At 53.7% G+C, this 26669-nt stretch carries 32 protein-coding genes and 1 pseudogene; 21 read left to right on the top strand and 12 right to left on the bottom strand.

Features of this window, described 5'->3' with window-relative positions; translation table 11 throughout:
- Window positions 1-22 precede the first annotated feature (22 nt).
- Window positions 23-985 carry a 5'-nucleotidase gene (locus CLH62_RS06230; RefSeq protein ID WP_099617237.1) on the top strand — a complete coding sequence of 321 codons (963 nt, stop codon included), beginning with the start codon at window positions 23-25 and terminating at the stop codon, window positions 983-985.
- 39 nt (window positions 986-1024) lie between these two features.
- Here the strand turns inward: CLH62_RS06230 and CLH62_RS06225 are convergent, their stop codons facing one another.
- On the bottom strand, window positions 1025-2059 hold the full coding sequence (locus tag CLH62_RS06225; RefSeq protein WP_099617236.1) for a GlxA family transcriptional regulator: 1035 nt from the start codon (window positions 2057-2059) through the stop codon (window positions 1025-1027).
- A gap of 168 nt (window positions 2060-2227) precedes the next feature.
- On the opposite strand from CLH62_RS06225, the gene CLH62_RS06220 reads away from it, so the two are divergent.
- Both CLH62_RS06220 and CLH62_RS06215 read left to right on the top strand, forming a co-directional pair.
- Window positions 2228-2794 (top strand): OsmC family protein, encoded by a 567-nt coding sequence (locus tag CLH62_RS06220; protein WP_099617235.1) that lies wholly within the window; start codon window positions 2228-2230, stop codon window positions 2792-2794.
- 123 nt (window positions 2795-2917) lie between these two features.
- Window positions 2918-3160: a hypothetical protein gene (locus tag CLH62_RS06215; RefSeq protein WP_099617234.1), complete on the top strand. Its 243-nt coding sequence runs from the start codon at window positions 2918-2920 to the stop codon at window positions 3158-3160.
- Window positions 3161-3271: 111 nt separating this feature from the next.
- Here CLH62_RS06215 and CLH62_RS06210 read toward each other — a convergent pair whose 3' ends face one another.
- Both CLH62_RS06210 and CLH62_RS06205 read right to left on the bottom strand, forming a co-directional pair.
- Window positions 3272-4225 carry a DUF2860 domain-containing protein gene (locus CLH62_RS06210; RefSeq protein WP_099617233.1) on the bottom strand — a complete coding sequence of 318 codons (954 nt, stop codon included), beginning with the start codon at window positions 4223-4225 and terminating at the stop codon, window positions 3272-3274.
- Window positions 4226-4289: 64 nt separating this feature from the next.
- Window positions 4290-5141 carry a CPBP family intramembrane glutamic endopeptidase gene (locus tag CLH62_RS06205; protein WP_099617232.1) on the bottom strand — a complete coding sequence of 284 codons (852 nt, stop codon included), beginning with the start codon at window positions 5139-5141 and terminating at the stop codon, window positions 4290-4292.
- A gap of 736 nt (window positions 5142-5877) precedes the next feature.
- On the opposite strand from CLH62_RS06205, the gene CLH62_RS06200 reads away from it, so the two are divergent.
- From CLH62_RS06200 to CLH62_RS06190, 3 genes and pseudogenes are all read left to right on the top strand, one after another.
- Entirely contained in the window at window positions 5878-6801 is a 924-nt protein-coding gene (locus CLH62_RS06200) for a DMT family transporter (protein ID WP_099617231.1), read from the top strand.
- A gap of 18 nt (window positions 6802-6819) precedes the next feature.
- Window positions 6820-6995, top strand: a pseudogene (locus tag CLH62_RS21350) (IS256 family transposase); the annotation flags it as partial.
- A 107-nt stretch (window positions 6996-7102) separates the two neighbouring features.
- Complete coding sequence (locus tag CLH62_RS06190; RefSeq protein WP_099617230.1) at window positions 7103-7408, top strand: MFS transporter; 306 nt, start codon at window positions 7103-7105, stop codon at window positions 7406-7408.
- Between the two features lie 118 nt (window positions 7409-7526).
- Here CLH62_RS06190 and CLH62_RS06185 read toward each other — a convergent pair whose 3' ends face one another.
- Complete coding sequence (locus tag CLH62_RS06185; RefSeq protein ID WP_099617229.1) at window positions 7527-8096, bottom strand: TetR/AcrR family transcriptional regulator; 570 nt, start codon at window positions 8094-8096, stop codon at window positions 7527-7529.
- Window positions 8097-8208: 112 nt separating this feature from the next.
- On the opposite strand from CLH62_RS06185, the gene CLH62_RS06180 reads away from it, so the two are divergent.
- The 5 genes from CLH62_RS06180 (at window position 8209) to CLH62_RS06160 (ending at window position 12683) form a co-directional block, all read left to right on the top strand.
- Window positions 8209-8712 (top strand): HPP family protein, encoded by a 504-nt coding sequence (locus tag CLH62_RS06180; protein ID WP_099617228.1) that lies wholly within the window; start codon window positions 8209-8211, stop codon window positions 8710-8712.
- A gap of 13 nt (window positions 8713-8725) precedes the next feature.
- Entirely contained in the window at window positions 8726-9139 is a 414-nt protein-coding gene (locus CLH62_RS06175; RefSeq protein ID WP_099617227.1) for a tautomerase family protein, read from the top strand.
- Between the two features lie 65 nt (window positions 9140-9204).
- Window positions 9205-9618, top strand: coding sequence for a cupin domain-containing protein (locus CLH62_RS06170; RefSeq protein ID WP_170005757.1), 414 nt, complete (start codon window positions 9205-9207; stop codon window positions 9616-9618).
- Window positions 9619-9645: 27 nt separating this feature from the next.
- Window positions 9646-11115, top strand: coding sequence for a CoA-transferase (locus CLH62_RS06165; protein ID WP_099617225.1), 1470 nt, complete (start codon window positions 9646-9648; stop codon window positions 11113-11115).
- Between the two features lie 17 nt (window positions 11116-11132).
- Window positions 11133-12683: an FAD/NAD(P)-binding protein gene (locus tag CLH62_RS06160; RefSeq protein ID WP_099617224.1), complete on the top strand. Its 1551-nt coding sequence runs from the start codon at window positions 11133-11135 to the stop codon at window positions 12681-12683.
- Window positions 12684-12814: 131 nt separating this feature from the next.
- On the opposite strand, the gene CLH62_RS06155 is transcribed toward CLH62_RS06160, so the two are convergent.
- The gene (locus CLH62_RS06155; RefSeq protein WP_099617223.1) at window positions 12815-13306 is read right to left on the bottom strand and encodes an MOSC domain-containing protein; all 492 of its coding nucleotides are present in this window, start codon (window positions 13304-13306) and stop codon (window positions 12815-12817) included.
- Window positions 13299-13844: a nucleoside 2-deoxyribosyltransferase gene (locus CLH62_RS06150; protein ID WP_099617222.1), complete on the bottom strand. Its 546-nt coding sequence runs from the start codon at window positions 13842-13844 to the stop codon at window positions 13299-13301. The genes CLH62_RS06155 and CLH62_RS06150 overlap by 8 nt, the downstream gene beginning before the upstream one ends.
- Window positions 13845-14110: 266 nt before the next feature.
- Between CLH62_RS06150 and CLH62_RS06145 the strand changes: the two genes are divergently transcribed.
- Both CLH62_RS06145 and CLH62_RS06140 read left to right on the top strand, forming a co-directional pair.
- Window positions 14111-14395 carry a hypothetical protein gene (locus tag CLH62_RS06145; RefSeq protein WP_099617221.1) on the top strand — a complete coding sequence of 95 codons (285 nt, stop codon included), beginning with the start codon at window positions 14111-14113 and terminating at the stop codon, window positions 14393-14395.
- 231 nt (window positions 14396-14626) lie between these two features.
- A complete protein-coding gene (locus CLH62_RS06140) occupies window positions 14627-14956 on the top strand; it encodes a thioredoxin family protein (protein ID WP_099617220.1) in 330 nt (109 codons plus the stop codon).
- A 516-nt stretch (window positions 14957-15472) separates the two neighbouring features.
- On the opposite strand, the gene rlmF is transcribed toward CLH62_RS06140, so the two are convergent.
- From rlmF to CLH62_RS06120, 3 genes are all read right to left on the bottom strand, one after another.
- Complete coding sequence (gene rlmF, locus CLH62_RS06130; RefSeq protein WP_099617218.1) at window positions 15473-16423, bottom strand: 23S rRNA (adenine(1618)-N(6))-methyltransferase RlmF; 951 nt, start codon at window positions 16421-16423, stop codon at window positions 15473-15475.
- A 267-nt stretch (window positions 16424-16690) separates the two neighbouring features.
- Window positions 16691-16993: a 2OG-Fe(II) oxygenase gene (locus CLH62_RS06125; RefSeq protein ID WP_099617217.1), complete on the bottom strand. Its 303-nt coding sequence runs from the start codon at window positions 16991-16993 to the stop codon at window positions 16691-16693.
- Between the two features lie 10 nt (window positions 16994-17003).
- Window positions 17004-17216, bottom strand: coding sequence for a penicillin-binding protein (locus CLH62_RS06120; protein WP_099617216.1), 213 nt, complete (start codon window positions 17214-17216; stop codon window positions 17004-17006).
- Window positions 17217-17393: 177 nt separating this feature from the next.
- Here CLH62_RS06120 and CLH62_RS06115 point away from each other — a divergent pair, with 177 nt between their 5' ends.
- Both CLH62_RS06115 and CLH62_RS06110 read left to right on the top strand, forming a co-directional pair.
- A complete protein-coding gene (locus tag CLH62_RS06115) occupies window positions 17394-19172 on the top strand; it encodes a DNA repair helicase RadD (protein ID WP_099617215.1) in 1779 nt (592 codons plus the stop codon).
- An 89-nt stretch (window positions 19173-19261) separates the two neighbouring features.
- Window positions 19262-19741 (top strand): FKBP-type peptidyl-prolyl cis-trans isomerase, encoded by a 480-nt coding sequence (locus CLH62_RS06110; RefSeq protein WP_099617214.1) that lies wholly within the window; start codon window positions 19262-19264, stop codon window positions 19739-19741.
- Window positions 19742-19793: 52 nt separating this feature from the next.
- Here CLH62_RS06110 and CLH62_RS06105 read toward each other — a convergent pair whose 3' ends face one another.
- Entirely contained in the window at window positions 19794-20621 is an 828-nt protein-coding gene (locus CLH62_RS06105) for a substrate-binding periplasmic protein (RefSeq protein WP_099617213.1), read from the bottom strand.
- 318 nt (window positions 20622-20939) lie between these two features.
- Between CLH62_RS06105 and CLH62_RS06100 the strand changes: the two genes are divergently transcribed.
- Both CLH62_RS06100 and CLH62_RS06095 read left to right on the top strand, forming a co-directional pair.
- Complete coding sequence (locus CLH62_RS06100) at window positions 20940-21320, top strand: DUF6152 family protein (RefSeq protein WP_099617212.1); 381 nt, start codon at window positions 20940-20942, stop codon at window positions 21318-21320.
- Between the two features lie 8 nt (window positions 21321-21328).
- A complete protein-coding gene (locus CLH62_RS06095) occupies window positions 21329-21814 on the top strand; it encodes a DUF6644 family protein (RefSeq protein WP_099617211.1) in 486 nt (161 codons plus the stop codon).
- Window positions 21815-21831: 17 nt separating this feature from the next.
- On the opposite strand, the gene CLH62_RS06090 is transcribed toward CLH62_RS06095, so the two are convergent.
- Both CLH62_RS06090 and CLH62_RS06085 read right to left on the bottom strand, forming a co-directional pair.
- Window positions 21832-21972, bottom strand: a complete 141-nt coding sequence (locus CLH62_RS06090; protein WP_228152779.1) for a hypothetical protein — start codon at window positions 21970-21972, stop codon at window positions 21832-21834.
- 152 nt (window positions 21973-22124) lie between these two features.
- Window positions 22125-23030, bottom strand: a complete 906-nt coding sequence (locus CLH62_RS06085) for a DMT family transporter (protein WP_099617210.1) — start codon at window positions 23028-23030, stop codon at window positions 22125-22127.
- Window positions 23031-23180: 150 nt separating this feature from the next.
- Between CLH62_RS06085 and CLH62_RS06080 the strand changes: the two genes are divergently transcribed.
- The 4 genes from CLH62_RS06080 to CLH62_RS06065 all read left to right on the top strand — a co-directional run bounded on the left by CLH62_RS06080 (window position 23181) and on the right by CLH62_RS06065 (window position 26586).
- Window positions 23181-24077, top strand: coding sequence for a LysR family transcriptional regulator (locus CLH62_RS06080; RefSeq protein ID WP_099617209.1), 897 nt, complete (start codon window positions 23181-23183; stop codon window positions 24075-24077).
- 134 nt (window positions 24078-24211) lie between these two features.
- Complete coding sequence (locus tag CLH62_RS06075; RefSeq protein ID WP_211285659.1) at window positions 24212-24538, top strand: hypothetical protein; 327 nt, start codon at window positions 24212-24214, stop codon at window positions 24536-24538.
- A complete protein-coding gene (locus CLH62_RS06070; protein WP_099617208.1) occupies window positions 24538-25164 on the top strand; it encodes an NAD(P)H-dependent oxidoreductase in 627 nt (208 codons plus the stop codon). Before CLH62_RS06075 ends, CLH62_RS06070 begins: the two co-directional genes overlap by 1 nt.
- A gap of 117 nt (window positions 25165-25281) precedes the next feature.
- Entirely contained in the window at window positions 25282-26586 is a 1305-nt protein-coding gene (locus CLH62_RS06065; RefSeq protein WP_099617207.1) for a ferredoxin reductase family protein, read from the top strand.
- Window positions 26587-26669: the final 83 nt, after the last annotated feature.

Here is a 26669-nt window from a genome sequence, read left to right as displayed (position 1 = left end):
ATTTCACCTATAAGGATTTCCCATGCCCTATGATTTATCGGATACCTTGGTGGTTGGCATCTCGGCAACGGCGTTGTTCGATCTGAGCGAAGCGGATTCCGTATTTCGTCGTAAGTTCGAATCCAATCGTGAAGAGGCCATCGAAGAGTACCGTGAATACATGGCGGCCCGTGAGTCCGATGGGCTAAAGCCTGGCACGGGGTTCTATCTGGTGAAGGCCCTTCTCTCCCTGAACCAGTTTCAATCCGGCGGAAACGCCCCATTGGTGGAGGTTGTGGTGATGTCCCGCAACAGCCCGGAAACCGGGGTGCGAGTGTTTCATAACATTCGCGAGTACGGCCTGGATATCACACGCTCTGCGTTCACCGGTGGTGAGTCTGTGGTGGATTATCTGGAAGCTTACGATGTGGATCTGTTCCTGACCACCAATACCAAAGATGCGCAGCGGGTGATCGATAGTGACAGCTGCGCAGTGGCTCTGGTGAAGGAGCCACCCGCCAATATGGAAGCCATTCCCGATGGCCAGGTGCGAATCGCCTTCGATGGTGATGCGGTGCTGTTCAGCGACGAGAGTGAAATCGTATACAAGGCCGAGGGCCTGAAAGGATTTCATTCGGCTGAGGATAGAGAGCAGGACAATCCCCTGAACGATGGGCCTTATGCAACGCTGCTTCGGAAGCTCTCGCGTTTGCAGGACCGGCTTCCCCACAAGGTCGACTTTTCACCCGTTCGTGTGGCCATCATCACCGCAAGAAACAGCCCGGCCGAGATGCGGGTGATTAAAACCCTGCGGCATTGGGGGGTGTATGTGGATGAGATTTTTTTCCTGGGCGGGCTGGATAAATCGAAAATCATCAAGGCGTTCAAGGCGCACATTTTTTTCGATGATCAGGATGTGCATCTGGAGCCTGCTGCCAGATATACGCCTGCGGGGAAGGTGCCTTATAGGTCCGGGTCGCCTTTGAAGGATTCGGAGAAAAATTAGTAGGAAAACCGGGACAGGTTTATTTTCTCCGATCAATGCCTACGCCTCGGAAAGATCCGCCAATTCTTCAACAAGAGGTCGAAACAGCCGCCGGTACTCGCCTGGTGTAAGGCCCGTCAGGCGTTTGAATAACCGGCGAAAGAAGTGTACATCCTCGTAACCGGCTTCCAGGCTTACCTCCTCCACTGACAATCTGCCATGCTCCAGTGCGCGCTTGGCCGCTTCAATGCGAAGGTTCTGAAGGTACTCAATCATTGAGGAACCAGTGGCAGTCTTGAATCGCCGCTTGAGTGTTCTCTCTGGCAGAGGGGAGGCCTCTACCAGCAGGGCAATGGCCCGGGGATCCCGCCAATGCATCTTGAGCCACTCCTCACATTTGCGCACTGCCGAGTCGGCATGGCGTGTTTGCCGGACCAGCCCCGTGAACGGCAGTTGGCCTTCTCCGTGCCATTTCAGCAGATACACTTTTGCAATGCGGAGCGCTTCACCGATCCCCACGTACCGGGCAATGATATGCAGTGCCAGGTCATGCCACGATGTCGTACCGCCCGCCGTCACCAACCGACCATCGGGGTGGGCATAAACAAGGTTGGTCTCCGGCCGGAAATGCACCCTGGGGTAGTGCGTTCGAAAAAGCTCCTGATAACCCCAGTGAGACGTTGCTGCGCAGTTATCCAGCAAACCACTCTCTGCCAGTAACACTGATCCGGAACAGGCAGAATAGATCGTTGTACCCGAACGGAATCTGAGCTTGATCCAGTCCATAAGCGCTTCATAGCGGCCTCCTATATCTTCATGGGGGCCTAGCCAGATCTCCGGGAGGATCAGGATATCAGCGGCAGGGTTATCCGTAATGGCGTACGCCGGCTCAACGGGAATGCCATGGCCACAATGAAATGGCGCCGAGTCGACGGAAACAATCTGCACATCAAACGGTTGATATGGAATTGGATCCCCTACCAGGGTCTGCCAGATATTGCCCGTCGCCATAAGCACATCCACCATCCCATACAGCGCCGAACCTGCCGTTTCGGGCAGAGCCAGGATCAGAACCTTTTTGTGCTGTTGGCGCATGTTCCATCCTCCCTGCAATTGGTGGCACAAATGCCTTCTTTTTGTCAGAACTCCATCTGACCCATTTCGCACTCATCCCTTACTTTATACCCAGGCGCCACAAAGTGCGCCTCCCGGTCCGCCGGGTCCCTTTAGACGACGAATAGACGACGAAGCAAGGTGAGGAAAATGAACACACAAGTAAATATTAAGACCCGTAACGGCCTTGATCTGATCCAGATGGGCCAGACCATTGAAGCCCTGAAAAACGACCCAGGCCTCGCGCAGTTCGAGTTCCGGGCAAGTAACGAATGGGTGGGCGGCGGTGAAAATCGCTCTACCATCCGCGGTTTCTACGGAGCAGGTGCTGAGGACGAATCACGTGACAAAGACTTCGTCTTCACCAATGGTGAGCCACCGGTCCTGCTGGGCAAGAACGAAGGTGCCAACCCGGTGGAGTTTCTCCTGCATGCTCTGGCCGGCTGTGTTACCACCACCACGGTTCTGCATGCCGCGGCAAGGGGCATCACCATCCGAAAACTGTCAACCAGACTGTCGGGCAATATCAACCTGGAAGGACTGCTGGCGCTAAATGACGAGGCTGTGGTCGGCTACGAGAGCATTCGAATTCTCATGGACATTGAGGCTGACTGCAGCGACGAGGAGCTGGATGATCTCCTGTCGTTTGCCAGGGACCACTCTCCGGTCTGCAACACTGTATGCCGGCCGGTTCCGGTAACCCTTGAGCGGGTCTGAAGGCCAGTCCGGGGCGGGGACACCTGTCCCGGACTGGCCCTCACGGGCTCCAGAGAAAGCCGGGGCAGATTTATTTTCGCGGTCTATACTCCATGGGGGCGTGTAGAAGAAGGAGGAACTATCATGCGTTATCTTGTGGCTCTGTTATTCACGGTGTTTTTTGCGGGCAATGCCTTTGCCTACAAGTGCCCCACGCTGGTTAACCAGGTTGATGAACAACTGCAGTCAGCACAACTGGACAGTGAGACTGAGGCCAGGATCAAAGAGCTCCGGGATCGGGGTGAATCGCTGCACAATCAGGGTAAACATACCGAGTCTGTGAATGTGCTCAAAGAAGCGATCAACGAACTGGAAGCTGCATCGTAACAAGCAATCGCCTGGTAGTGACGAATGCTGCCGCTACCAGGCGCCTGAACGTGAGGAGAAAACCGGGACAGGCCAGGGTGATTGTGGCAGATTTCCCCCGACCCGGCCTGTTCAGAACTTGTAGTTAAGACCAACGGCAAGCAGATAGGACGACTCATCGTAGAAAGTCAGGTTGGACTGGGTGTCACCATAGCCGGCAAAGGAAACGAACGACCAATCTTTCCATCCCATGAATTCCGCGTATTCGTAGGCTGCGAACAGGCTGAACTCGTCATCCGAACGCTTTTTATTGAACAGCGAGCTGACGCTGTCGTAGTCCCGACTGGCGAACCCCGCCGTTAACACCAGGCTTTGCCTGCCCAGAAGATTGAGCCAGCTGACTTCGGCACCATAGGAGTCGAAGCTGCTGGCACTGCCGTCAGCGTCATGTTGGATGTAAATGGCAGACGGTGTGACGAAGCTGGTAGGCGATACCCTAAAGCGGTAGCTGCCTTTGCCATAGTAGCTTTTGGCATCGCGGGCCAGATCCGTGCCGGCGTTGAGATCGTCCTCGACATCTGTGGTGGCGTAGGCGAGATCGAGGCTGAAGCCGGATCCTGAAATGCTATTCAGCTGCAGGCGGTAGGCATTGCCTGTAACGTCGGTCTCTTTTCTGGCGGTGTTGAGCTGATAGGGATTCTGCCAGGTTTCCCCGGATATCACCGTTGGTAAAAAGGAAACATCCATCACCGTGCCGGAACTGAGTTGGTGTTTATATCCAAGCTGAACGGCCAGTGTGCCGACGGCAATATCTTCCCGTGTGGTGCCAAAATAGATCTGCTGCCCCAGTGTCTCGCCAAAGGTATAGGCAATGTTGCCAAGTGTCGCTATCAGGCCTTCTGACTCACTTTGTGCCTTGTTCTGCAGGGAATCGATAGTTGCGTCACCGTCGACGTTAAAGTTGGAAGTTGAAGAGATAACCCCCGCATTCAATGAGATTTCACCGCTGATACCCTCCTGAGGCGCGAATTGCGCATAGGCGGGCAATGCGATGAACAGGGTGGAAAAGACGAGGTACTTTTTCATTATAAAACTCCGGGATCGCGACGGATCGGGAATCAATCGGCCTGTGTCCTGCCAGCTTTCCGCCCTAGTGAGTCATGCTCAGGCAGGCCCGGCCTGCAGGAACGACTTCGGTAATGCTGTATTTACGAGTAAACATGGTCCTGCGGTTCAGCCAGACAATGACAATGGCAATCAGCGCAAAGAGATAGGTGTCGTAGGGTTGGGCATCGGGCCAGACGGGATTGATGAGGATGAAGTGAAACAGCGCGGGGAGGAAAATGCTTCCCCGGGACGCATTGAATAGCGGCGTGACAATAACGCTCAGGGCGATGGTGCCGGTAAAGAAGGGTAAGAATGACCAGGCACTTTGCTCGGTGCCGCTTAGCAGGAAAGCCGGTGTATGCCAAAAGCCCCAGATGACGCCAATAACGAGGGCGGCCCAGATGGGTGCCATCTTGCGTTGGAGCAGTGGCAGCGCCAATCCACGCCAGCCAAACTCCTCGATCGGGCCTTTAATGGCAATAAAAACAAGCGCGATCAGGAAGGATGAAACTGAACCAAAGGGAAAGACAAAATCCGAGAGGTTTCCCTTGAGGAGTGAGCCCGCAAAGAATACGAGGGGGACTCCGAGCAGCAAAAAGGCATACCAATGCCATGAGCAGCGCCATAGCAGGGCGCGCCCGATGTACCTGCGTAATCCTTCCAGGCCGGACCATCGGAAAATCACAACGAACGCCGATATGGCCGGCGCCCAGACCGCAAGATAAAACAGAGGGTGCTGGCCGGTAATTTCACCGAACAGGCCAATCATAGTCTCCGGGAAAAAGATAAAGGCAGTCAGGATCCCCCAGGCGATGCCGAAGGTCAGTACCAGAAATAGCGCCATGGCCCGGAACGGGATGGCATCGGATTGTGTGATTTTATCTCGAGAGGGCATCGTCGTGTGTCCTCGGGATGGTAGAGGCTTCGAAATGAAGCTGCTCCGCTGAAAACGATAGTAATCGGTTAGTTGAAGCGGGGATAGGAATAACAAAACCCGGGACGGACCTATTTTAACTTTTTCAGGTCTGCGGTTTCTTTCCGCCAGGCGCCAAAAACAGACTATCCAGGAAAGCAGCAAGTGAACCAAAAAGGTTCACTCACCTCATGGAACGACGCCAAGGGCTTCGGGCACCGATTCTGGAAAATCGACAAAAATGATCGGATAAAACCAGAATCGATGATCGGAAAGTTCCAGAATGGGTGATCGGATTAAACCGGAATCAGTGATCGGAATGCGCCAGAATACGCACTTAACCGACATTGCTCGGCAGCGGGTGGTCAAACGATTAGGGGCAGGTCAGTGTGGTCGATGCGGCTCAATATCCAAGTCTAGAATGTGTGATCGTACAATCGTTCATAGCAAGGCACTCCAAGAAATATTATTGGAATTGGTGTTACGAGGGTTTACATGAAGAAACCATCCCAAGAATATTTAGTGAAGACTTGGGTCGCAATTCGCACAATTGTAGGTTGGGCAATATGTATTGGAATTACCGTAGCGTATTTAGGTACATCCGCAGGAGGAGCCGCAAAATAGTGCAATCATAATCAGGGCGCAAGAATCGGATAGTTTGTGTGGGTAATCCAGCTAATCTAGTTCAAAACGGACTGGCGTGAGAGGGGTACCCATCATGAAATCTACTATTAATAGCTCTATGGGCATTCGTGAATGGGCAATGCTATTCGCTTTGTCATTACTGTGGGGCGGGTCATTTTTTTTCATCGGTGTTGCTGTTTCGGACTTACCTCCGCTAACCATCGTAGCGCTCAGAGTGGGCCTAGCTGCCATTGTATTGTGGAGCATCGCGTGGGTCATAGGCCTACGCCCACCCAAGAGTGTGAAAGTCTGGGTTGCCTTTCTGGGAATGGGTTTGTTAAACAATGTCATCCCCTTTACCCTTATCGCTTGGGGGCAAGTTCAAATCGCCTCCGGGTTGGCCTCCATTCTCAACGCTACGACACCATTATTTACCGTTATCTTTGCTGGGATGCTTCTGTCGGATGAGCGCTTTACGCCATTGAAGCTTGGAGGTGTAGCGATTGGTTTCATCGGCGTTGTCGTGATGATCGGAGCTCCAGCCCTAGCTGACGGTGATGGAACATTCGCTAAGTTAGCCATAATCGGTGCAGCAGTGTCTTATGGATTGGCGGGCGTTTATGGTCGCAGGTTTAAAGCCATGGCCGTAAACCCAATCGTTACGGCTGCAGGTCAGGTCACTGCATCGGCACTCTTGATGGCTCCTATCGCCTTAGCCGTAGACGGTCCTCTAGATTTTGCTGGCCCCAGCGCCGGGACCTGGGCAGCGGTTATTGGGCTCGCCGTTCTTTCGACGGCTGTTGCTTACGTTCTCTATTTCAAAATATTGGAAACGGCGGGTGCCACTAACTTACTATTGGTTACTTTACTGATTCCTGTCTCGGCAATTTTGCTAGGTTCACTCTTTCTCAACGAGTCATTGGAGCTTATCCATTTTATGGGGATGGCACTTATTGCGCTGGGCTTGTCAGCTATCGACGGTAGACTTTGGCAACGTAGGGTGACGGGAAAAGCTTAAATGTCGTGGCACTGGCTGGGTGCTCGTGATCTGATTGCGCTGGCTGTCGAGTCGGAGAGCTTCAGGGTTTGCTGGACCAGGAGGCCGATGTTTGAACACCCGATTGTCGTCAGGCTGTGGTGCGCAATGGATACTTACCCAAACGCGTGATCCAGAAAGGCATTGGAGATGTTGAAGTTCAGGTGTACGAGGTCAGTGTAGTAGCCCCCATTTAAACCGGACACCTTGGTAGAACCCTTTTTTATCCACAGTCGTTTGGGCAGCCATGGCTTTTTCAGAATGGATGCCCGGATGGGTTGCAATGCTTCTATTTGTACTTCTGGGGCTCTCTGGCGGACCGGTCGGGGTTATTTTTGCGGCTACAAAGGAGTCAGTGGCTTTGCAAAATGTCGGTTTTGCGACTGCTCTCGTTAACATGGGGGCGTTCCTGACGGCGGCTTTGATTCAGTCAGGATTTGGAGTCATTCTTGATATTGTTTCCGTTTCAGAGCCTGGAAATACTCCAAACCTCCAAAACTATCAGATTGCGCTGATTCTGCCGTTCGCCATAAGCGGATTGGGAGTGATAGCTTCTTTGCTCTTGAGAGAGCGGGACGTGCGTGAATAATTTATAACAGGTGTTTGGAGCGTCGCGTTGTTATAGCGGCCGGTGGGCGAAGGAACATCAGAAGTGCCCGGGGCAAGCGGGTTTGGATGGCTTGTCCCGGTTTTCAGGGTTGGGTTGGTTATCGAGGGGGCTGTAGGGGTTCGTATGGTAGACCAATGTAACGACATAGAATTTGCCACACCTCGTTGGTCCTCTCGAAAGTGTGAAAGATACTGGCATTGATGATCATGCCGTCGAGGGTTGTTTGGAAGAATCGGGCGACGCTCGCCGGTTCGTCCACCTTGATCTCATGAAAGATGTCTTCAAGCAGGTGGGCAATCCATTGTTTGTGTTCCTGAGAAATCAAGACCATGCCTTCAGCATTGTGGTATTCCCCCATAGCGCGGATAAACATGCAGCCAAAAAAGTCCGGAGAAAAGAACCAGCGGGTGTGCCAATTGAACACTTCTCGCAGCTTCTCTTTTGCGCCGGTGATTGAATCGAGTGACGCTTCGAGCGAGTCCTTGAAATGCTGGTGACGAAGCTTTAATACTTCTTCGACCAGCTTGTCCTTGTTTTTAAAATGGTTATAGAGCGTCATTTTGGAAACATTTGCTTCGTCCCGGATTGTATCCACACCAACCGCTTGATAGCCGTGTTCGTTGAAAAGGCGAAGCGCGGTCGAAAGAATATCGTCTCGCTTACTCATAGTTAATTCCTATAAAAATGGCACTTCCAGTAGGTCAGTCAGTGCTTGACCACTATTTCCAAACATCATACTGTACAGACCTGTCTGTCCACTATTATACAGAGGTTCATCTATGTTGCACAAACTAAGAGGAGCAGGAACGGCTCCTGCCCGGCCTTCTCCAGCACAGATTTTCATCGGTTTGATTGGGGGTATTGCAGGGATAGGTGCAATAGCCTACCTGACGCAACTCGCGGGCGTACCGCTATTGATGGCGCCCTTTGGTGCTACGTGTGTGTTGCTGTTTGCGGCGCCGGGTGCTCCGTTGGCACAGCCAAGAAACGTCATTGGTGGTCACCTCATCGCAACTCTAGTCGGGTTGGCGGTTATGAATATTGCCGGAAGTGGTCCCTGGCAGATGGCAGCAGGCGTAGGGCTTGCGATCGCGTTAATGCAGGTTTGTCGAGCCATTCACCCACCAGCAGGCGCAAACCCAATTGTGGTACTTGCAGCGGGAATTCAGGACTGGGGGTTCGTATTGACGCCGGTTCTCGCCGGATCCGTCATCCTCGTTCTAATCGCTTTGCTTATCAATAACACTGGCCAACAGAAAAATTGGCCGACTTACTGGGTATAAAAGGAGTTAACGAATGCCAATCATCACTGTAAGCCTTGCCAACTCGATCTGTAGCTCACAGGACAAACAGCAGGCGATCAAGCGAGTCGCAGAGAGGCTGACTGAAAGCACCGTTAGGGTCTTACGCAAGAATCGAGAACTGATTGTGGTTCGGTTCTCTCCTCTGGAGGACGCCGAGCATTGGTTTGTTGCTGGTAAGCCCCTCCGTGCTCAGGATGGTCCTATCAGCGAAGTGAATATCAAAATCACGGACGGCACGAATCAGAAGGACGAAATCAGCGCTTGGATCCGGGAGGCGTTTGAGACTCTTATTCAAGAGCTTGGTGAGAGCGTTGGGCCGAATTATGTGTCGGTTAATGATCTTTGCAAAAACAAGTGGGGATACGACGGTATTACTCAATATGGGCGGGAGATGTGGGCAAGCTGAGAGAGTACAACCTGTACCTCAGTGAGCCTCACTCCCCAGAGATTATGGTGAGAAGGAATTCCAAGATGGACACGTTGAAACTAACGGAGCAGTTTCCAAAGAGACCTGAGCTCAACGATAGGGTGCTCAGGCTCATCCTGCAACAGGAGGTTCAGCTTCCTGACATCGATTTCGTTGAGATGGAACCGGATCTTCGGAACAATGTACTGATCCATGTTTTATTCGACAATAAACATGATGACCCAACTGGCTCAGACGCAGCCCTGATCAAGTATTTACCCGGAGCCTTTGTCCCTTTGCATCTCCATCGTGGATACGAAATGGTTTTCGTGCTTCAGGGTGAATATATCGAGAATGGAGAAACTCATCCTCCAGGGAGCTTGATCGTTCGATCTCCCGGTACCACCCATAGTATGAGGTCTAATATTGGCTGCGTCATTTTGGCCATGCGGGATATCCCGGTAAAGCAACTGACCTAGAATCGAGCCACAATTGGAGAAAGGCTAATGCGGATCATGACTCCGTCTGAAGCCGTGGCTCTCATTCCGTCAGGGGCCTTTGTGGTCCCTGGTGGTTTTGGCAGTTGCGGTCACCCAGATCTATTCACAATCGCCATAGAGCGACTGTTTCTCGATACCGGCCAACCTCGTAATCTGAACCTGCTTTTTGCTTCGGGAGCGGGTAACAAGAGGGGGATGGGGCTGGATAAGTTAGCGCACAAGGGGCTGATTAAAAGCGCAATTGGTGGATTCTGGAGCCTTTGCCCTCGCCTCCGAGCTCTAGGAGAGACTGGCGATATAGAGGCGCACAATTGGCCGCAAGGCGTGATCAGTAAACTCTTCGGTGCGATTGCTTCCGGTGCCCCGGGCGTGTATTCGCCCGTCGGACTTCACACGTTCGTTGATCCTCGGGTGGAGGGTGGTGTATTCCGTCCCGGCGAAACTCAACCAAAGGTCAGTATTGAAACATTTCGACAGAATGAGTATCTCTTCTACCCAACTGTCCGGGTCGATATCGCACTGTTACGAGGAACAACCGCTGATCCTCAGGGTAATATCTCGCTGCGAGGGGAGGCTTCCAAGATGGATGCTCTCAGCCAGGCGCAGGCAGCTCGGAATTCAGGAGGTCAGGTCATGGTACAAGTGGCTTCCCTGTCACAAGCCCCCTTACATCATGATGAGGTCGACATACCTGCCCACCTTGTTGATATTGTTGTTGCCTCTGCTTCAGGTAACCACCCGTTCACCTATGGGGATAACGTACGCCCTTCTCAACTGAATATAGAACCCCAGACACACAATCCGGCAAGGGACCGAATCATCCGTAGAGCTCTGAATGAGCTACCTATAGGGAAATTCCGCAAAAAGTTAATCAACTTCGGCATCGGTATTCCGTCTCAAGTCGGTGGAGCAATGAGTCCGGAACAAAGAGCTTCCTACACTGCGTCTATCGAATCGGGAGTGATTGGAGGAACCCCATTATCCGGCGACTCTTTTGGAGCTGCGATTGATCCCGACGCGCTTCTGGATCAGTCAGAGCTGTTCACTTTCTACGACGGAGGGGGGGTGGACAAAGCATTTTTAGGGTTTGCTGAGATTGATAGCGCGGGGCAAATCAATGTAAGCAAGTTTGGCCGCCATCGGCCTGGCGCAGGAGGGTTCATTAATATTGCTTCGTCAGCGAAGGAGTTGATCTTCTGTGGACATTTTATGGTGGGAGGACATTCACCCTCGGAAGTAGTTCCGGTATCCAATTGCAAATTCGTCGACAAGGTTGAACAGGTGACCTTTAACCCCAGAACCTCGCAGGCAAAACGTATTGTCATTATCACCGATGTAGGTGTTTTTGAGATGGATCCATGTTCTGGCCAGATGACACTGACTGAGGTGTTTGGAGGCATTTCTCCTGCTCAGTTGGCGCAGCATAGCGCAATTCATTTTTGCGTCAGTCGTCGACTCACAAAAGCGTTAGCATAATCAAAAGGAATATAGCCATGGAAAAGGTTCTCGCCATCGTTGGCGCAGGCGCCGCCTCCGTTGCATTTTTGGATAATTTCTTGAATAACCAAGAAAAATGGAATAACAACTACACGGTTTATATTGTTGAGAAGAATCCAACTTTTGGCCCCGGCCAAGCATACAATGAAGATCTGGACAGTAACATTCTCAATACCAAGACAGGATATATTACTGTGTTCCCCGAGAAGAAGGGCGACTTCCATGAATGGCTACACAAGTATCCGGAAGCGTGGCAATGGAAGTATCCAAATTTTGTTGCTGATAAAGACACCTACGCACCGAGGCCGCTCTTCGGACAATACCTCCAGTTTGCATTTTCCAAGGTAGTGAGCCGGGCCGTGAGGTGCGGCGTGAAGGTAATACCTGTGAATGCCGAGGTAACAGACCTTCATCCTTTACCGAAGGGGTATCTCGTGGAGACGGCATGTGGGATTGAAATTCGTGCCGATTATACCTTTCTCCTTTGTGGCACCCTCGAAAACGCCAAGCAGGACACTCCGAAAATGCGTTCAGGCGTTATTGCGAACCCTTATCCCTTAACCAAGTTAACACACTGGATGGGGCCAGAGGCTTCTGTAGCGATCATTGGTTCAAGACTTAGTGCTATTGATGCAATTATAGCCCTCAAGGAAGCTGGGCATCGTGGTCGAATCGTGATGCATTCGCGGAGCGGGTACTTCCCCGCTGTGCGCGGGACGCAAGGTCGATTTAATACGAAGTACCTCTCATCAGAATATATGGACCAGATTGCGCACTGCCGGGGAACGTTAACGCTCCAGGACTTGGCCGAGATGGTGCAGGGTGATATCGAGTTCTTCCATGAGCAGTTTCCCGATCACCCACGTGAAACACTACGACTACCAGCGCCAGTAGACAATTTAACGAGCTTCTTGGAGACAGAACTCAGGTTGGCCCAGCACCCCAGAGCCTGGCAAGCCGTTCTCTATGCTACTAATGCAATCATCGAGCGGCTTTGGGACATGCTGGCTCCCGACGCCCGAGAGGTTTTCTGGAATAACTATGTCAGCATGTTCCTATCGTACCGGGTTTCAATACCTTCTGAAAACGCGGAGAAAATCTTGAGATACCTTCGTCGCGGAGATCTTTTTTTCAAAAGGGGACCGATGGAAATTGAGAAACTGGAGGATGGGTCTGTCACTGTGATAACGGACGATGATAACGAGGTCGAACGATATGATTACGCCATTCTTTCCACAGGAAGCCCAAAGCAATTCTCTCAATCAAACTCAACTCTCTTGGCTTCGCTAGAGGCAAAAGGCGTCGTTCTGCCTCATCCGCTCGGAGGCCTGGATATCGATTGGACGACCTACAAAGTGCTCAATTCCCAGAGAAAACCCTCCCCTCGACTTTATGCATTGGGAGAAGTGACGAGCGGAAAGTTTTTCTTCACCAGCGCCTTGGACATTATATGCCGCCACGCACACAATTGTGCATACAGGTTCTGTCAAGAGCATCTCCATGAGGGACAACCTTCTTATGAGCGGAGTCATGCGGCTAGCGGATAGCAAGTACCTCCCGCCTTTCGCGACGCAGAACGGTTCATGGGGGGGATGGCGGTAAGGAAAGGCCATTGGAAAACCGGGCGGATCAAAGACCCAGGTTGAGGGATCAGAGGTGTCTCGGCGAAGTCGCCAATTCATGGACAGGCCTGAACTTCGTCCCCAAGGGCAATGTCACCCGCTTCAACCACCCGCGTTGTAATGCCCCCATGCCCGCGCATGGCGTTGTAACCGCCGGGCCCCAGCGACGTTTCCATTTTGCTGCAGGGGTGGCAGAGACCTGTGTATTCCAGCACCACATTTCCGATTCGGAATCGCTTGCCTTTCAGGGCCAGCAGGTTCAGGCCAGACACCACAATGTTGCGCCGGAACACCTCGGGTGCGATGGCCTCCCGGTGCAGGCAGGAGGTGATGGCATGCAGGTGCTCTTTCTGAATCAGGGTCACCTGCCGCTTGCTGATCTCGCGGCCCCTGAATCGGTCACCTTCCAGGCCTTTGCCGGGGGTGACCGCTACGCTTTCGAGCGCTTCCATGGCCTCACCACGGGCGGGGCGGATGCCAATCCATTCCACCCGGCCGGTTTGGGGGAGGGTGTCGAACAGGGTTTGTAGTGGAGTTTGTTCAGGCATGGGCCAGCGCCCGCACGCAGCGGCGGAACAGTTCCGCCGAGAAGAACCGGTGTTCACCTGGCTGCTCGGCCACGAATAGCTGACCACCGGAATCGCTGATTCCACCTTCGATCATCAGGTTGTCACTCATCTCAAAGTCCTCAATGGTGTGGCCCAGGTCGTCCAGACTGGTTGAGCCCGCCCGTTTCCGGTAGCGACGGCTGTCCAGGGTGAATCCGAAGGCGGGCTTGCCCTGTCCGATTATATAGCCCATTTCGTATACGGTGCCCGGGTCCGCGCTGATGCCGCGGAAGGGAGTCAGGTTGGCGATGATGGCATCGCAGCTGTCCATCAGTTCGCGATTGGCCTGGAAGATTCGCTGCCCGCGCTCGGGTTTTGCTTCGTCGTCTGAAAATGCCAGCTCTGTGTCCAGCGGGTCTACGCCTTCAAATCCGTATTCCCGGAGCAGGCGTTTTTTCTCTCCGACGATGGCCTGGTGTTCCGTGGTCGGGAAAAACACTTCCGGGCCGGCGAGGTAGATTCGTTTTGGCTTTGCCATGGGGGCCTCTTGGAGCTGATAAAACGGCAGGATAGCATCCAGTATTTCCCAGGTAGGATGGAGAAATAAATCTGTCCCGGTTTTCCTCGCCTTCAACGCGCCACCTTATCCGTGAGGGTTTTGTGATCTTTCCTTTATCGACTCTTTATCGGGCCGTGACGGCCCTGTGAGCGTGCCTGTGTACTCTGCATTCTGACGCCACGGGCCTGTAGGCCATGGGTTAAGCTGCGTCGAACAGTGAATGTTTCCAAAAAGGAGAATGCACAATGAAAACCCTGACAGCCACACTGCTCGCCCTTGGCACCACCCTGGCCCTGATGGCCCCGGCTCATGCGGACGACATGGGTAAGGACGACATGGGTACGGAAAAGAAGATGATGCATGACGACATGAAAGATGACGGCATGCCCAAAGACACAACGCAGGCCGACACTATGCATGACGAGATGAAAAAAGAAGGTATGACGGATGATGGCATGAAGAAAGGTAACATGGACGAGGAGACCATGAAAAAGGACACGATGTCCGACGGGAAGAAAGAGTCAATGTAATGGCCGGCCGGCTGTCACTGCCTGGATGAGCCCGACACCTTTCGTGCACTGGCAGTCGCCAGATGAGGGTGGAGGCCTATCGGCAGTTTGTTGTGCCGTAGTGCCGGGACAGATCTATTTTCTACAGCGGTAGCGACTGGCGCTTGGGTCGCTCTGTTGATTGCAGCCGGATGCGGAGTTTGCCCGGCAGGCGCTGGCGATTATACCGGTCATGCTTATCAGGATTTAACTGTGCAAAACGTATTCACAGAAGAGGCCTTGTCGGAATTGCTCCAGTCCAGCCCTGCGGTGCTGCTCCTGTATGGGGGAGCAAGCTGTGGCGTCTGTCAGGCCATCAAGCCCCAGTTGGAAAAACTCTCCAGCGAGGAGTTCCCGCAACTGGTCACCGCTTACATCGATTGCCAGGCAACGGCCGGCCCCCTGTGTGCAGCCCGCGGGATCTTTTCTCTGCCTGTTGTACAGTTGTGGTTCGAAGGGCAACGTTTTGCGGAATTTGCCAGGGTGTTCTCCATCGGTGATGTGCGCGCTGCGCTGGAGCGGCCCTATGGGCTTTTGACTTAACGCTAAGTCCGAAGAACCTAAAACCGGGGCAGTAAAGCCGGGATAGAGTTATTTCCTGTCCCGGTTTCAGGCCCAGAGAAAACACTATGCGCAGTTGTTCTGTCTGGAGCCCGAAATGATTAAGCCTAGTTGTTACAGCTGTCGGAAAAAATTTGAGCCATCTGCGCTGAGGGTTTCTTACTCGAAAAACTACTGTGAGGGCTGTGGCGTGGGGCTGTTTGGTGAGGATTACTTCGGTTTCACCAGAAAGCCCGCCCCAACTACTCAGAAGAACCTGGCTGTCCATTTTGCAGTGCTTCTTTTTGGGGTTGTGTGCTTGTTGTTATGGCTTTTAGCTGGCAGGTTGTGAGGGTTCGAGCCTACTCGAGATCAGCAAAAACGGGACAGTTTCATTTTTCTAAAGAAGGACGGATTTGCTCACCGGAGCTTGAAGTGCCGGTGAAATAGATCTGTCTCGGACTTCTGAAGCAATATCACAGTAGGTTTCGCATAACCATGCGCCACCTCGGCAGCGGCTCAGATGAATGTCCAGGCCAATACCCTGGTAATCTTATTTCCCTGCTTCATCTCTATTTCCCGTATATCAACGGCACCGAGCTTATGAATCATCTTCTTTGCAGGCTTAACATTGTCGGCCTTTGAAACCAGGCTGGTAAACCAGCGGCATTGAGTTGAATATACCTGGCTTTCTTTTATCAGCTTTTTCAGAAACAGCTGTTCACCCCCCTTACACCAAAGCTCCGCTCCCAGCCCGCCAAAGTTCAGAGTGGGGGATTCGGTTTTTGCTTTTTGTTCACCGAGACTACGAGCAAGGTTATTGAGTTTAAGCCGGCTACCTTTACGTGCTTCATCGGGCGAGGCATGGAAGGGTGGGTTGCATACGCTGACGTCAAAGAACTCCCCGGCTTGAATGATCCCTTCAAAGATGTGGTTTTTATCGGGTTGCGTTCGCAGCGTGAAGCGTTCTTTGAGTGTGGGGTTGTTGGCGATAATCGTGGCTACGTTCTCAAGCGACTGGGTGTTAGTGTCACTACCCACACACTGCCAGCCGTAAATCTGGCAGGCCAGTAGCGGGTAGATTCCATTTGCGCCAGTGCCAATATCGAGGAGCTTGATGCTGGGCTGTTCAAGCCCAGGCCCGGTTCCAAGCCCAAACAGGTCCGCCATGTAATGGATATAGTCGGCTCTGCCCGGGATTGGAGGGCAAAGCGCACCCTCCGGAATGTCCCAGTCGGCAATGTGGTAGTACCGGTTCAATAATGCGGCGTTGAGTGTTTTTACGGCCAGTGGGTCTGCGAAGTCGATGGAAAGGTCGCCATGAGCGTTCGGTTTCACATGGGGGGCTAGTGCCGGGTGGCTTTTTACGAGCGCTGGGAAGTCATAGCCCTGGTTGTGTAGATTCCTCGGGTGTAGACCTTTGCGAACAGGTTTGGCTCGGCTTTTTTCACTTCGATGGAGGGTGCGCACAGTAATAGGCCCGAGGCTTGGAGTTCGATAGTAGAGTGGGTCTGGCTTGGTCCGTGATTATAATCTTAAATCTCTATAAACCGCGGCACCACCATCAGCCCGACACCCACTGCCAAACTCTGTTGCGGACGCGCGGGATTTGTAGTGTTTGACCTATGCTGAAGTACGATCATCTTCAGTAGCGTCAAGCCTGTAAACCTACAATGGTATAGGGAGGCTTTCGACATGGCTGGAAGAGGTTGGCCAGCCAGCGACCATCCTCGGGCATCAGCTTCGGGTCAACGCGAAGCTCAGTAGCCACCGATTTCCTCGCTCGATTCTTGAGACCCGGTGTTGGTAAAGGTCGGGACGAAACAGATAGAGTCGTCCGGCCAGGTTGAAAATGTTCTTTTCACACAGGAAACGGCCACCGGCTCTGGGTTTTACCAGCACGAGGTTAAGTTTGTACAGTCGCCCCTCGGACACCATATCCACGTGCGGTACGACCTTGTGACCTTCCGGGTATCGAACCAGATAGATACTGAGGTGTCTGGAGTGAAAGAGAATCCGGGTTCTGACCTTCGCTGTCATAAGGGGCTTGCTAATAGCAGGAATTGGGGGCGGCGTCCGGATTGATCTCGTCAGCCACTTCCTCAGGATCGATACCATGCCCAACCAGCACCTCCCGGACAAAGTTCACCTGAGCGAGAATCCTGTCTGCGTCGTCACCATACTCAAACCGGTTCACTTCCACCGGCTGTGGCATGAAGGTGAAGGCGGTTTTAAGGGCTTCCAGCGTATCGTCGTCTGCCATGGGCTGACCTCCTGGTTTCGTTGTGGGCGATTGTTCTATCATAAAAGTACGAGCTTTTGACTGAAGTGGCTTTCCAGCGCACGGCCCACACTTCCAATCTGGTATTGTGCATTGCAGAAGACGAGGGCCGCAATGCGCTGCATCCTTTTTACCCTGAAAACGATTAAGCCCTGAAAAATGAGCCCTCCTTTTAAGCTCCGCCCTTACCAGCAGGAAGCGGTGGATGCCACGCTAAGCCATTTCCGCAAATCGGACGAATCTGCCGTCATCGTGCTGCCAACCGGTGCCGGTAAAAGCCTGGTGATTGCCGAGTTGGCCCGTCTTGCCCGACGCAAGATTCTGGTGCTGACCCACGTGAAAGAGCTTGTGGAGCAGAATCACTCCAAATACCAGAGTTACGGGTTAACGGGCGGCATCTTCTCCGCCGGGTTGAAACGCAAGGAAAACCGCCATCAGGTGACCTTTGCCAGTGTGCAGTCTGTTTCAGCGAATCTGGACCAGTTCAGTGATGAATACTCGTTGATCATCATCGATGAGTGCCATCGGGTCAGTGGTGAGGAAACCAGTCAGTATCAAAGAATCATCGAGCTGCTGCGGCAACAGAATGACTCCCTCAAAGTGCTCGGGCTAACCGCCACGCCCTACCGTTTAGCCACGGGCTGGATCTATCGCTATCACTACCGGGGTTTTGTTCGTGGCTTTAGTGAAGAACAGGATAAGCCCTTTGCGCACTGCATTTATGAGCTGCCGTTGAGCTACATGATCAATCGGAGGTATCTCACCCGGCCCGAGTTGGTGAACGCGGCGGTGGCGCAATACGATTTCTCCGCGCTGCCTCAGGATCGCTTTGGCGAATACGCCGAGAAGGACGTCAACCAGCTGCTGAGCAAACATAAGCGTGTGACGCGCGCCATCATTGAGCAGGTGATGGAGCTGGCGGCTGAGCGCAAGGGGGTGATGATTTTTGCGGCAACGGTGGAGCATGCCCGGGAGATCAGCGGTTATCTGCCGGAACACCAGACCGCCCTGGTGACTGGCGCGACCGATCTGAAGGATCGGGACTTGCTGATCCAGCGCTTCAAACAGCGGCAGTTGAAGTATCTGGTGAATGTGTCTGTGCTCACCACGGGCTTTGATGCGCCCCATGTGGACTTTATCGCCATTCTTCGTCCTACCCAGTCGGTCAGCCTCTACCAGCAGATTGTGGGCCGCGGGCTTCGTCTGGACGAAGGCAAACAGGACTGTCTGGTGGTTGATTACGCGGGCAACAGTGTGAATTTGCACCACCCGGAGGTTGGGGAGCCCAAACCGAACCCCGACAGTGAGCCGGTGCAGGTGTTCTGCCCGGGCTGTGGTTTTGCCAATATCTTCTGGGGCAAAACCGACGATGACGGCCGTGTGATCGAGCACTACGGGCGCCGTTGCCAGGGGCTGCTGGAGCCTGCTGAAGGGGATAAACCTGCCGAACAGAACGGGCGCCCTCAACAGTGCGATTACCGTTTCCGTTTCAAGGAGTGCCCACATTGCGGTGGCGAGAATGATATTGCGGCCCGCAACTGTCACCAATGCCGTAAAGCCATCATCGACCCGGATGATCAGCTTAGAGATGCGCTGAAACTCAAGGATGCCATGGTGATCCGTTGCGCCGGGATCACGCTAAGTGTTGGTGGCAGCAAACTGAGGATCACCTATCACGGTGAAGATGGGGAGGAGCTCATCGAGTCGTTTGATTTCAGCAAGCCGGGCCAGCGCAACGTCTTTAACAAGCTGTTTGGACGTCGTTTCGCCAATAGTCAGGCTCCGAAAGTGTTCAGCAGGGTGGGTGAGGTGCTTGAGATGCAGGGCTTGTTGCCGGTGCCGGATTTTGTGATTGCCCGTAAGCAAAAGCACTACTGGCAGGTGCAGGAACGGATTTTTGATTATCAGGGTCACTATCGTAAGGCGAATGAAGCGTAAGCTCCGTTTTCCTGTCCTTGTTTTCACGTCCTGCAGTCAACGCCGCTGCTGGTTATAATGGCGTACCTTTAACCGTCGCAGAGAACCCTATGCCAATCGAAAAGAACCAAGTCGTCCTGTTCCACTACAGCGTCCGTGATGAACAAGGCAACGTCGTTGAAGATTCCCGAAGCGGTGAGCCGAATGCCTACCTGCATGGCCACGGCGGCATTATCCAGGGCCTGGAAGAAGCCCTGGAAGGGCGCGACGCCGGCGAAAGCTTCAGTGTCACCATCACTCCGGAAAAAGCCTACGGTCCGCGCAAGGCCGATGCCGTGCAGCGGGTGCCGATCAAGCATTTGATGGGTGCCAAACGCTGGAAGCCGGGCATGATCGCCCAGGTGCAAACCGAGCAGGGCCCGCGCCATGTGGTGGTTGCCAAGGTCGGCCACAAGTTTGCCGATGTCGACACCAACCATCCGATGGCCGGTAGAACCCTGAGCTTCGATATCGAAATCATCGAAGTGCGCGCGGCAGATCCGGAAGAGATCGCGCACGGTCATGCGCATGGGCCGGGTGGGCATCATTGAAGGATTAGAGGGGGGCGGTTGGAGGTGAGCGAGGACCGTGTGGCTGGAGAAATTATTGAACTGCCTGCCCTGAGTCCAGCCAGGGAAGATCGGGGTGTCCTGGCTGGCTAAGCGCCTTGATCATTTCATCGGGGTAAGTGCCCCGGTAATACTGTGCAAGCGTGCCATCCAGTTTCATCTGATCAAGGGTTTCCTGCCAGAGTTCGACAATTGAATCCGGCGTATCCAGGGACATCGCAATGTACAGGTATTTCGTCGAGGTGGCATAGGCCAGTCTGACTTCGTTCTCTGAATAAGCCGTTTCGGCAAATATCGGCAAACGGGCAATGTCGCTGGTCATCCAGGTATCGACGCGACCGTGCATCAGCATTTCAAGGCACTGCGCCGACCGGGTGGGTTGCTCCAGATTAGTAAAGCCCAGAGCCTTCAGTAATTGCCCGCCAGAGCTGCCGCGATACACACAAACACCATCCAGATCACGCGCATCGTCCAATGTCTCTATTGAAATACCATCCTGGCGCCGGACAAAAAAACCGCCGGTTATGCGCTTAATTGGACCGACCCATCTGAACTGGTGTTCCCGCATTTCTGATCGGGTGGTTTCAAACAATGCTACATTTGGTCCTCTTCGGGCCATCATATAGCCCCGCGCCCATGGAAGCAGAGTAATGTCACTCGGCTCGCCGGCACGTTTCATCAATTCACGGACAAGTTCGGCGGTAGCGCCGGTGACGCGGCCATTTTCATCGAGGTATTCACCTGGAGGCGAGTGCTCCGTCACGACAGTGATCGGTTCGCCCCAGGCATGGGCGCTGGAAAGCCCGTTGATTAGCAGCATTCCCGTTAGAATCATTCCACCGAAACGGTAGTTCCAAACCATTCGCAAATCCTGTGTCCCGGAAACCAGCCAGCCATCATAACGGTCTGTGCCCACGCTGCTTCAGAATATCGAGCCGGACACTAAATGTCTGTAACAGAACGAAAGTCCGAACGCATTTATGGTTATCCAAGGGCAAATAAAACTGGACGAGTTGCAAAGATAAGCCGCATATCCAGTCGTTGTTCTTCCTTATCGCGGGGGAATGAATCTCTGGCGTACCTGTCATAGTCTGGTGTAATGGAACTATCGTACATTTGAGTGGGCATGATGAAGTGCGTGAGCGATTGCCCTGACAGAACCGCGATAAGAGGATTGGATATGCCTCAGTTTCGTTTTACCTATCTGCTCTGTTCAGCTGTTCTTGCTGCTTTTCTCGCTGCCTCTGCCGCGCAGGCTCATCATGGTTGGGCCTGGGCAACCGACGAGGAATTTGAAATCACCGGTGTCATTCAATCTGTGCGCCTTGGTAATCCCCATGGCGAGGTCACCATAAGCGTGGATAGCGAGGAATGGGTTGTGGAAGTTGGTCAGCCCTGGCGTAACGACCGGGTTGGGCTCAGCAAAGAGATGTTGATCCAGGGCCGGGAAATTACCGTGCATGGTCATCGCTCCGCCAAAGAAGGCGAACGTCTGGTCAAGGCCGAACGGGTTGTGATCGACGGGAAGGACTACGATTTGTATCCCGACCGTACGTCCTGAGCCCGGGGATGATCGAGCAAGCGCTGGTCTCAGTCGAGAATCTGGCCTTTGCCTCGGCCCTGCGCAACTCCACATTCATGTACCCGCTGGTAAATGCCGGGCATATTCTCGGGGTTGCCATGCTGGTTGGCGGCATTGTGCCGCTGGATTTGCGCTTGCTGGGGCTCTGGCGCAACTACCCCGTGATGGTGTTTGTTGATGTGCTTCGAATTACATCGGCAATTGGTTTGGGGTTGGCGGTTGTCTGCGGCGTACTGTTATTCGCCACAGCGGCCGCGGACTACGCCGGGTCGCCGTTGTTCCAGGCGAAGATCGTGCTCGTTCTCTTGGGCGTCTTGAACGCGTTAATTCTGGGGCGGGTGTTAAAGCAACAGGATATACGGAGCCTCCCGATGGAGGCTCCCATGCCTGTAGCCTTGAGGGCAGGGGCCTTTCTGTCCCTGGCAGTCTGGATCAGTGTGCTGGTCCTTGGCAGGCTGTTGGGGTACTTCTGAACTCGCGTTCCCGCCTATCACTGCGGCGACCACACTTCCCCGTGTTGCATCACCCGAAAATCCGATTCATTGGTGCCTTGTTTCTCCAACGCCAACCGCAGTCGACGGAGTGGTTCGTCCATGGGTTCGTCAGTGAGTACGAAGGTACCCCAGTGCATGGCGGGCCACAGACTCCAGGTTTCGATACCTGCCCTGATGAAAGTGGGGTTCCGCGGCAACGGCTCCGACGGCGTAGACGGTTGCTGTGGTTTCTTCGGTTAGGCAGACAATGCGTTGGGGTAGTTCATGGTTGCACTATACCGGCGTTTGCCTAGCCTTGCGACGCACGATTGCTCATACGCAACCCAATAATAACGGCCAGAGCGCCGAGCCAGACCCCCAGTGAATAGCGCTCATCAAACCACGCTACACCAATGAGTAGCCCAAACACGGCGGCAATCGCACCCAGTTGGCTGTAGAACACCGGATTGGATCGCTTCTGGACCTCGAAGGCGCAGTAGTAAGTGAGTGCGGTAAGAAAACCCTGCATAACCACAATGCTCAGAAGTGGAGATCGAAAACCTGCCATGATCAGGGATGTTTCCGTCAGTTTTGCGAGCATGCCGAGGAAGATTGCTGATGTAAGCAGCGTGCCGGCAGCAAGTGTCATGGGGCTGGTTTGACCCGGCCAGGCGACTGAACGGTAAATATTGCCGACCGACAGCGCCACAGGGATGACGAGGCCAAGGGCAAACCAGAGCAGACTTGTCTGGCTGACTTCAGAGTGCCGCTGAATTACGATCCACGCGCATGCGGACACTGCAATTGTTAGCCCCGTCAGCCTTTTCCAATTAAGATTTTCCAGCCCCATGGTTGTGGCAATCAGCAAAGTAAATATCGGTGGCAGGGCGTACATGATGCCGACATAGCCGGTGCCAAGTCTGGTGACCAGATAAAAGCCGATGGCATTGGGTATGGCGATGCCCGTTAGGCTGCTGATCAGAAAGTATGTGGTGAGCCGTCGTGCGACCATTGCCCGGAGCTTTCCAGTGCAAAGCAAAAGAACGATCCCGGCAATCAAGGTCTGCCAGAACGCATAGGTAATGGCGGGCATGCCGTAGGACGTCGCCGACTTGGCGAGGGCGAGCATCAGGGCGATCAAAAATCCATTGGTCATCAACAGGCCCCAGACGATGACTTGGGGCGGCAAGGCCCTACGTTGCGCTAGCGTGATCATGATTGGCCTGCTCCATGTTGTTGGATTGAAACCAGTGATCATGAGTGTGAATGGATTTATTGCATTGATAATTGGAGCGAACCGAACAATACTCATTCCAGATTGGAAATTATCGCCAGCGAATGTCATAGGAATATTCAGGAGTCTGCGGTGGCTACCGATAAGCTTGTTGCCATGAAAGTGTTCCGTCGCGTTGCGGAACTGGGGAGTTTTACCCAAGCGGCCGATGATCTGGATATCACCGCTGCGACGGTCAGCAAGCACATTGCGTTTCTTGAGCGGGACATCGACACCCGGCTGATCAATCGCACGACGCGCAGAATGCATCTCACAGACGCTGGCCTGGCTTTTCTTGAACGGACTCAGGCGTTGCTGGATGGTCTGGAAGACGCGGAGCTGGAAGCCAGGGGCATTCAGTCGGAGCCCCGCGGAACCATTCGGATTAACGTGCCTATGTCCTTCGGCCTGACGCATATCACGGAGGCTATCGACAGCTTTCTGATGCGCTATCCGGAGATTGATGTCGACCTGCAGCTCAGCGACCGTATGGTGGACCTGGTGGAGCAGGGCGTGGATATCGCGATCCGGGTACGCAGCTTATTGGCCGATTCAAGCCTGTTGGCACGGCCGCTCAGGACATCCAGAAACATTGTCTGTGCTGCGCCGCAGTATCTTGATAATGCACCCCCGATAGAATCGCCCGCCGATCTGGCAGCGCACAACTGCCTGACCTACACGCTCCACGAAAAGCCAAGGGTCTGGGCGTTGGGTGACGAGGAAGTGGTGGTATCTGGCAATTTCCGCACAGACAGTAGCCTTGCTATGCGCCGGAGCCTGCTGAACGGCTTGGGGATTGGTTTCCTGCCGCGCTTCCTGGTGCAGCCTGATATCGAGAGCGGAGCTCTGACACCCGTGCTGGATGATTTCCCGCCAAAGCCCTATACGGTGTTTGCACTATTTCCCCCGGGGCGCAAGCAGCCGGCGAAGGTAAAGCTCTTGGTGGATCATCTTGATGCGCATCTGGGAGATCGGCCCTATTGGGAATAGAGCTTGCTGGGCCGATGAAGAAAATTCACGGATTTATTGTTTCCGAAAAGGAAATTATTAAGTTCTTTTCCTTCCGTTTATCGGCTGCCAGCCATTTCATAGAGTGAACGTCCGAACCTGAGGAGGACCACTCTATGAAAACCAAGATTCCATTTTTTGCTGCCCTCATGCTGTCGGCCTCAGTGGCGCCTGCAATGGCCAGCGCTGCTGATGTCGCGTCGAGTCCCTGGGGTCCCGACGATGAAATAGGTCGACTGAATATGATGACTGTCGACTCCAGAATGGCTGCACTTGCCAATCTGAACCCTACCCGTGCCTACGATCTGAGCGTTGAGTATTTTATTGGTATGCCCAGCTGGCAGGCTGCAGGTGATCCGCACTTTCAGATGTGGATGACTCACACACCCAAAGGCGCTGCACCGTTGCGCCCTGTGGCCATCCCATACAGGGAGGTCGACTGATGGATATTCATGCTGCACTGGATTGGCGTTATGCCGCCCGGGAATTCTCTCCGGAATCATTGGAAGATCAAGCCGTTGAATCGCTCCTGGACGCAACCCGTAAAAGCGCTTCGTCCTACGGGTTGCAGCCCTATAGGGTGATTCTCGTCGAATCGGCGTCCGTTCGAAGAGACCTTTTGCCGCATTCTTTCGGCCAGCAGAAGGTGAGGGAATGTTCCCATCTGGTTGTTTTCGCAGCTGAGACCCGGATCGGCGATGACACCGTGGATCGGTATATCGAGCGACATCTTCAGGCCCGCGGTAGCAGCTTAAAAGAAGTTGCAGGGTATGCCGCCCATATGAAAGGTGCTCTGGCGTCAAAATCGGAGTTGGAGAAAAGGCAGTGGGCCCATCAGCAAGCCTACATTGCGCTGGGAACCTTGCTGTCGGCGGCGGCAGTGATGGCCATCGACAGTTGTCCAATGACGGGCATTGATGCCAGCGCTTACGACCAAGTGCTGGGTTTGAAAGAGCGAGGCCTTGAGACCAGCGCCATTGTGGCGCTGGGTCATCGCAGTGCAAGAGATCATACCGCCGGATTAACCAAGGTGCGTCTGGATTACGACGACTTTGTTATCAGGGTATGAACCATTAGTGTTGGGGTGGCGGCTAACCGGTGTTAGCCTGTGGTGCACTTCCTGAAATCCAGGGGCTCTGTGGAAGACTAGATTGCATGGCCAGAAGAAGCGAAACAGGCTAGACCGATGAAACTACTGTTTTTGATCGTTGCTTACCTTGTCGCTATCACATTGCCGTTGATCTTGTCCGCGTGGGTCGGAGGGCCGCCACGCCAGTTCCACCAGGAACTGGCATCTGGCCTTGGCATTCTGGCCTTCTCGATGGTCCTCGTGGAATTCATTCTGTCCGGCCGTTTCAAGGCCATTTCAAATGGCGTTGGACTGGATGTGACCATGCGGTTTCACCAGATCATGGCTCGCACGGCATTGGTCTTTGCTCTGCTACACCCGTTTCTTTACCAGGGGACGCCGTCAGGTGGTCAACGCCCATGGGACCCGACGCGCGAATTGACCATCACGACTGATTTTTCCGCTCTGTCGACAGGCATTGCCGCCTACCTGCTTCTTCCAAGCCTTGTGCTGCTGGCCATCGGGCGTACCCAGCTGGACTTCAAATACGAGACATGGCGCCTTTTACACGGGGTCGGCGCGCTCTTGATCGCAGTTCTTCTGTTGCATCATACCGTGTATGCCGGGCGCTACGGCTCGCAGCCGGTGATGAGCTGGGTGTGGCTGGCAATGACAGGCGTGGCTGTTGGGTCACTACTGACTGTCTACCTGCTGGTTCCCCTTCTGCAGAAGGCCCGTCCCTGGCGGGTGACCTCCGTAGTCCGGTTGACGCCAAAACAATGGGAAGTGACCGTGGAGCCAGACGGTCATCGTGGTCTTGATTACAAAGCTGGGCAATTCGCCTGGCTAAACGTGGGGCACCCCCCATTCTCGATGAAAGAAAACCCGTTCTCCATTTCCTCAGCGCCGGCGGCCGGACCGGAAATATCTTTCATGATCAAAGAGCTTGGCGACTTCACACGAACCATTGGCCAGATAAAAACTGGAACAGTCGCTTATCTTGACGGGCCTTATGGCAATCTTTCTGTCGATGGTCGCGCTGAACCCGGGGTCGCTCTCATCGCAGGTGGCGTTGGCCTTGCTCCGCTGCTGGGCATACTCAGGCAAATGCGCCTGACCGACGATTCGCGCAAGGTGAAGTTGATCTATGGAAATCGGGTGATCGATCAGATTGCCTATCGGGAAGAGCTGGATCCGGAGGACGTGGTCTACGTGCTGTCCGAACCGCCAGAAACCTGGCACGGAGAGACAGGCTTTATAGATGCAGCGCTGATAGATCGCGTCTTTTCAGAGCAAGAGTTCAGCGAATGGGTCTTTGTGATGTGCGGGCCGGCGATCATGATGGATGTCGTTGAAGACCACTTGATTAAGAGGGGAACGCCCTCTCATCGTATCCTGTCGGAGCGGTTCAACTATGACTAGTCCATTCAAGCGCTTGAGCCAGCGGCGACGGGTTTCTTTGCTCATCTGGGTTCTGAATATCACGATATGCTTGATCCTTCTCG

It is taken from the genome of Marinobacter guineae, from assembly GCF_002744735.1.
Lineage (GTDB): Bacteria > Pseudomonadota > Gammaproteobacteria > Pseudomonadales > Oleiphilaceae > Marinobacter > Marinobacter guineae.
Note: the sequence above shows the minus strand (reverse complement) of the source record. Positions and strands in the feature narration are given on the sequence as shown.

Bases quoted from the DNA above. Each gene is read 5' to 3' on its own strand.
- CLH62_RS06230 (WP_099617237.1), top strand. From the start codon at position 23: ATGCCCTATGATTTATCGGATACCTTGGTGGTTGGCATCTCGGCAACG.
- CLH62_RS06225 (WP_099617236.1), bottom strand. From the start codon at position 2,059: ATGCGCCAACAGCACAAAAAGGTTCTGATCCTGGCTCTGCCCGAAACG.
- CLH62_RS06220 (WP_099617235.1), top strand. From the start codon at position 2,228: ATGAACACACAAGTAAATATTAAGACCCGTAACGGCCTTGATCTGATC.
- CLH62_RS06215 (WP_099617234.1), top strand. From the start codon at position 2,918: ATGCGTTATCTTGTGGCTCTGTTATTCACGGTGTTTTTTGCGGGCAAT.
- CLH62_RS06210 (WP_099617233.1), bottom strand. From the start codon at position 4,225: ATGAAAAAGTACCTCGTCTTTTCCACCCTGTTCATCGCATTGCCCGCC.
- CLH62_RS06205 (WP_099617232.1), bottom strand. From the start codon at position 5,141: ATGCCCTCTCGAGATAAAATCACACAATCCGATGCCATCCCGTTCCGG.
- CLH62_RS06200 (WP_099617231.1), top strand. From the start codon at position 5,878: ATGAAATCTACTATTAATAGCTCTATGGGCATTCGTGAATGGGCAATG.
- CLH62_RS06190 (WP_099617230.1), top strand. From the start codon at position 7,103: ATGCTTCTATTTGTACTTCTGGGGCTCTCTGGCGGACCGGTCGGGGTT.
- CLH62_RS06185 (WP_099617229.1), bottom strand. From the start codon at position 8,096: ATGAGTAAGCGAGACGATATTCTTTCGACCGCGCTTCGCCTTTTCAAC.
- CLH62_RS06180 (WP_099617228.1), top strand. From the start codon at position 8,209: ATGTTGCACAAACTAAGAGGAGCAGGAACGGCTCCTGCCCGGCCTTCT.
- CLH62_RS06175 (WP_099617227.1), top strand. From the start codon at position 8,726: ATGCCAATCATCACTGTAAGCCTTGCCAACTCGATCTGTAGCTCACAG.
- CLH62_RS06170 (WP_170005757.1), top strand. From the start codon at position 9,205: ATGGACACGTTGAAACTAACGGAGCAGTTTCCAAAGAGACCTGAGCTC.
- CLH62_RS06165 (WP_099617225.1), top strand. From the start codon at position 9,646: ATGCGGATCATGACTCCGTCTGAAGCCGTGGCTCTCATTCCGTCAGGG.
- CLH62_RS06160 (WP_099617224.1), top strand. From the start codon at position 11,133: ATGGAAAAGGTTCTCGCCATCGTTGGCGCAGGCGCCGCCTCCGTTGCA.
- CLH62_RS06155 (WP_099617223.1), bottom strand. From the start codon at position 13,306: ATGCCTGAACAAACTCCACTACAAACCCTGTTCGACACCCTCCCCCAA.
- CLH62_RS06150 (WP_099617222.1), bottom strand. From the start codon at position 13,844: ATGGCAAAGCCAAAACGAATCTACCTCGCCGGCCCGGAAGTGTTTTTC.
- CLH62_RS06145 (WP_099617221.1), top strand. From the start codon at position 14,111: ATGAAAACCCTGACAGCCACACTGCTCGCCCTTGGCACCACCCTGGCC.
- CLH62_RS06125 (WP_099617217.1), bottom strand. From the start codon at position 16,993: ATGACAGCGAAGGTCAGAACCCGGATTCTCTTTCACTCCAGACACCTC.
- CLH62_RS06120 (WP_099617216.1), bottom strand. From the start codon at position 17,216: ATGGCAGACGACGATACGCTGGAAGCCCTTAAAACCGCCTTCACCTTC.
- CLH62_RS06115 (WP_099617215.1), top strand. From the start codon at position 17,394: ATGAGCCCTCCTTTTAAGCTCCGCCCTTACCAGCAGGAAGCGGTGGAT.
- CLH62_RS06110 (WP_099617214.1), top strand. From the start codon at position 19,262: ATGCCAATCGAAAAGAACCAAGTCGTCCTGTTCCACTACAGCGTCCGT.
- CLH62_RS06105 (WP_099617213.1), bottom strand. From the start codon at position 20,621: ATGGTTTGGAACTACCGTTTCGGTGGAATGATTCTAACGGGAATGCTG.
- CLH62_RS06100 (WP_099617212.1), top strand. From the start codon at position 20,940: ATGCCTCAGTTTCGTTTTACCTATCTGCTCTGTTCAGCTGTTCTTGCT.
- CLH62_RS06095 (WP_099617211.1), top strand. From the start codon at position 21,329: ATGATCGAGCAAGCGCTGGTCTCAGTCGAGAATCTGGCCTTTGCCTCG.
- CLH62_RS06090 (WP_228152779.1), bottom strand. From the start codon at position 21,972: ATGCACTGGGGTACCTTCGTACTCACTGACGAACCCATGGACGAACCA.
- CLH62_RS06085 (WP_099617210.1), bottom strand. From the start codon at position 23,030: ATGATCACGCTAGCGCAACGTAGGGCCTTGCCGCCCCAAGTCATCGTC.
- CLH62_RS06075 (WP_211285659.1), top strand. From the start codon at position 24,212: ATGAAAACCAAGATTCCATTTTTTGCTGCCCTCATGCTGTCGGCCTCA.
- CLH62_RS06070 (WP_099617208.1), top strand. From the start codon at position 24,538: ATGGATATTCATGCTGCACTGGATTGGCGTTATGCCGCCCGGGAATTC.
- CLH62_RS06065 (WP_099617207.1), top strand. From the start codon at position 25,282: ATGAAACTACTGTTTTTGATCGTTGCTTACCTTGTCGCTATCACATTG.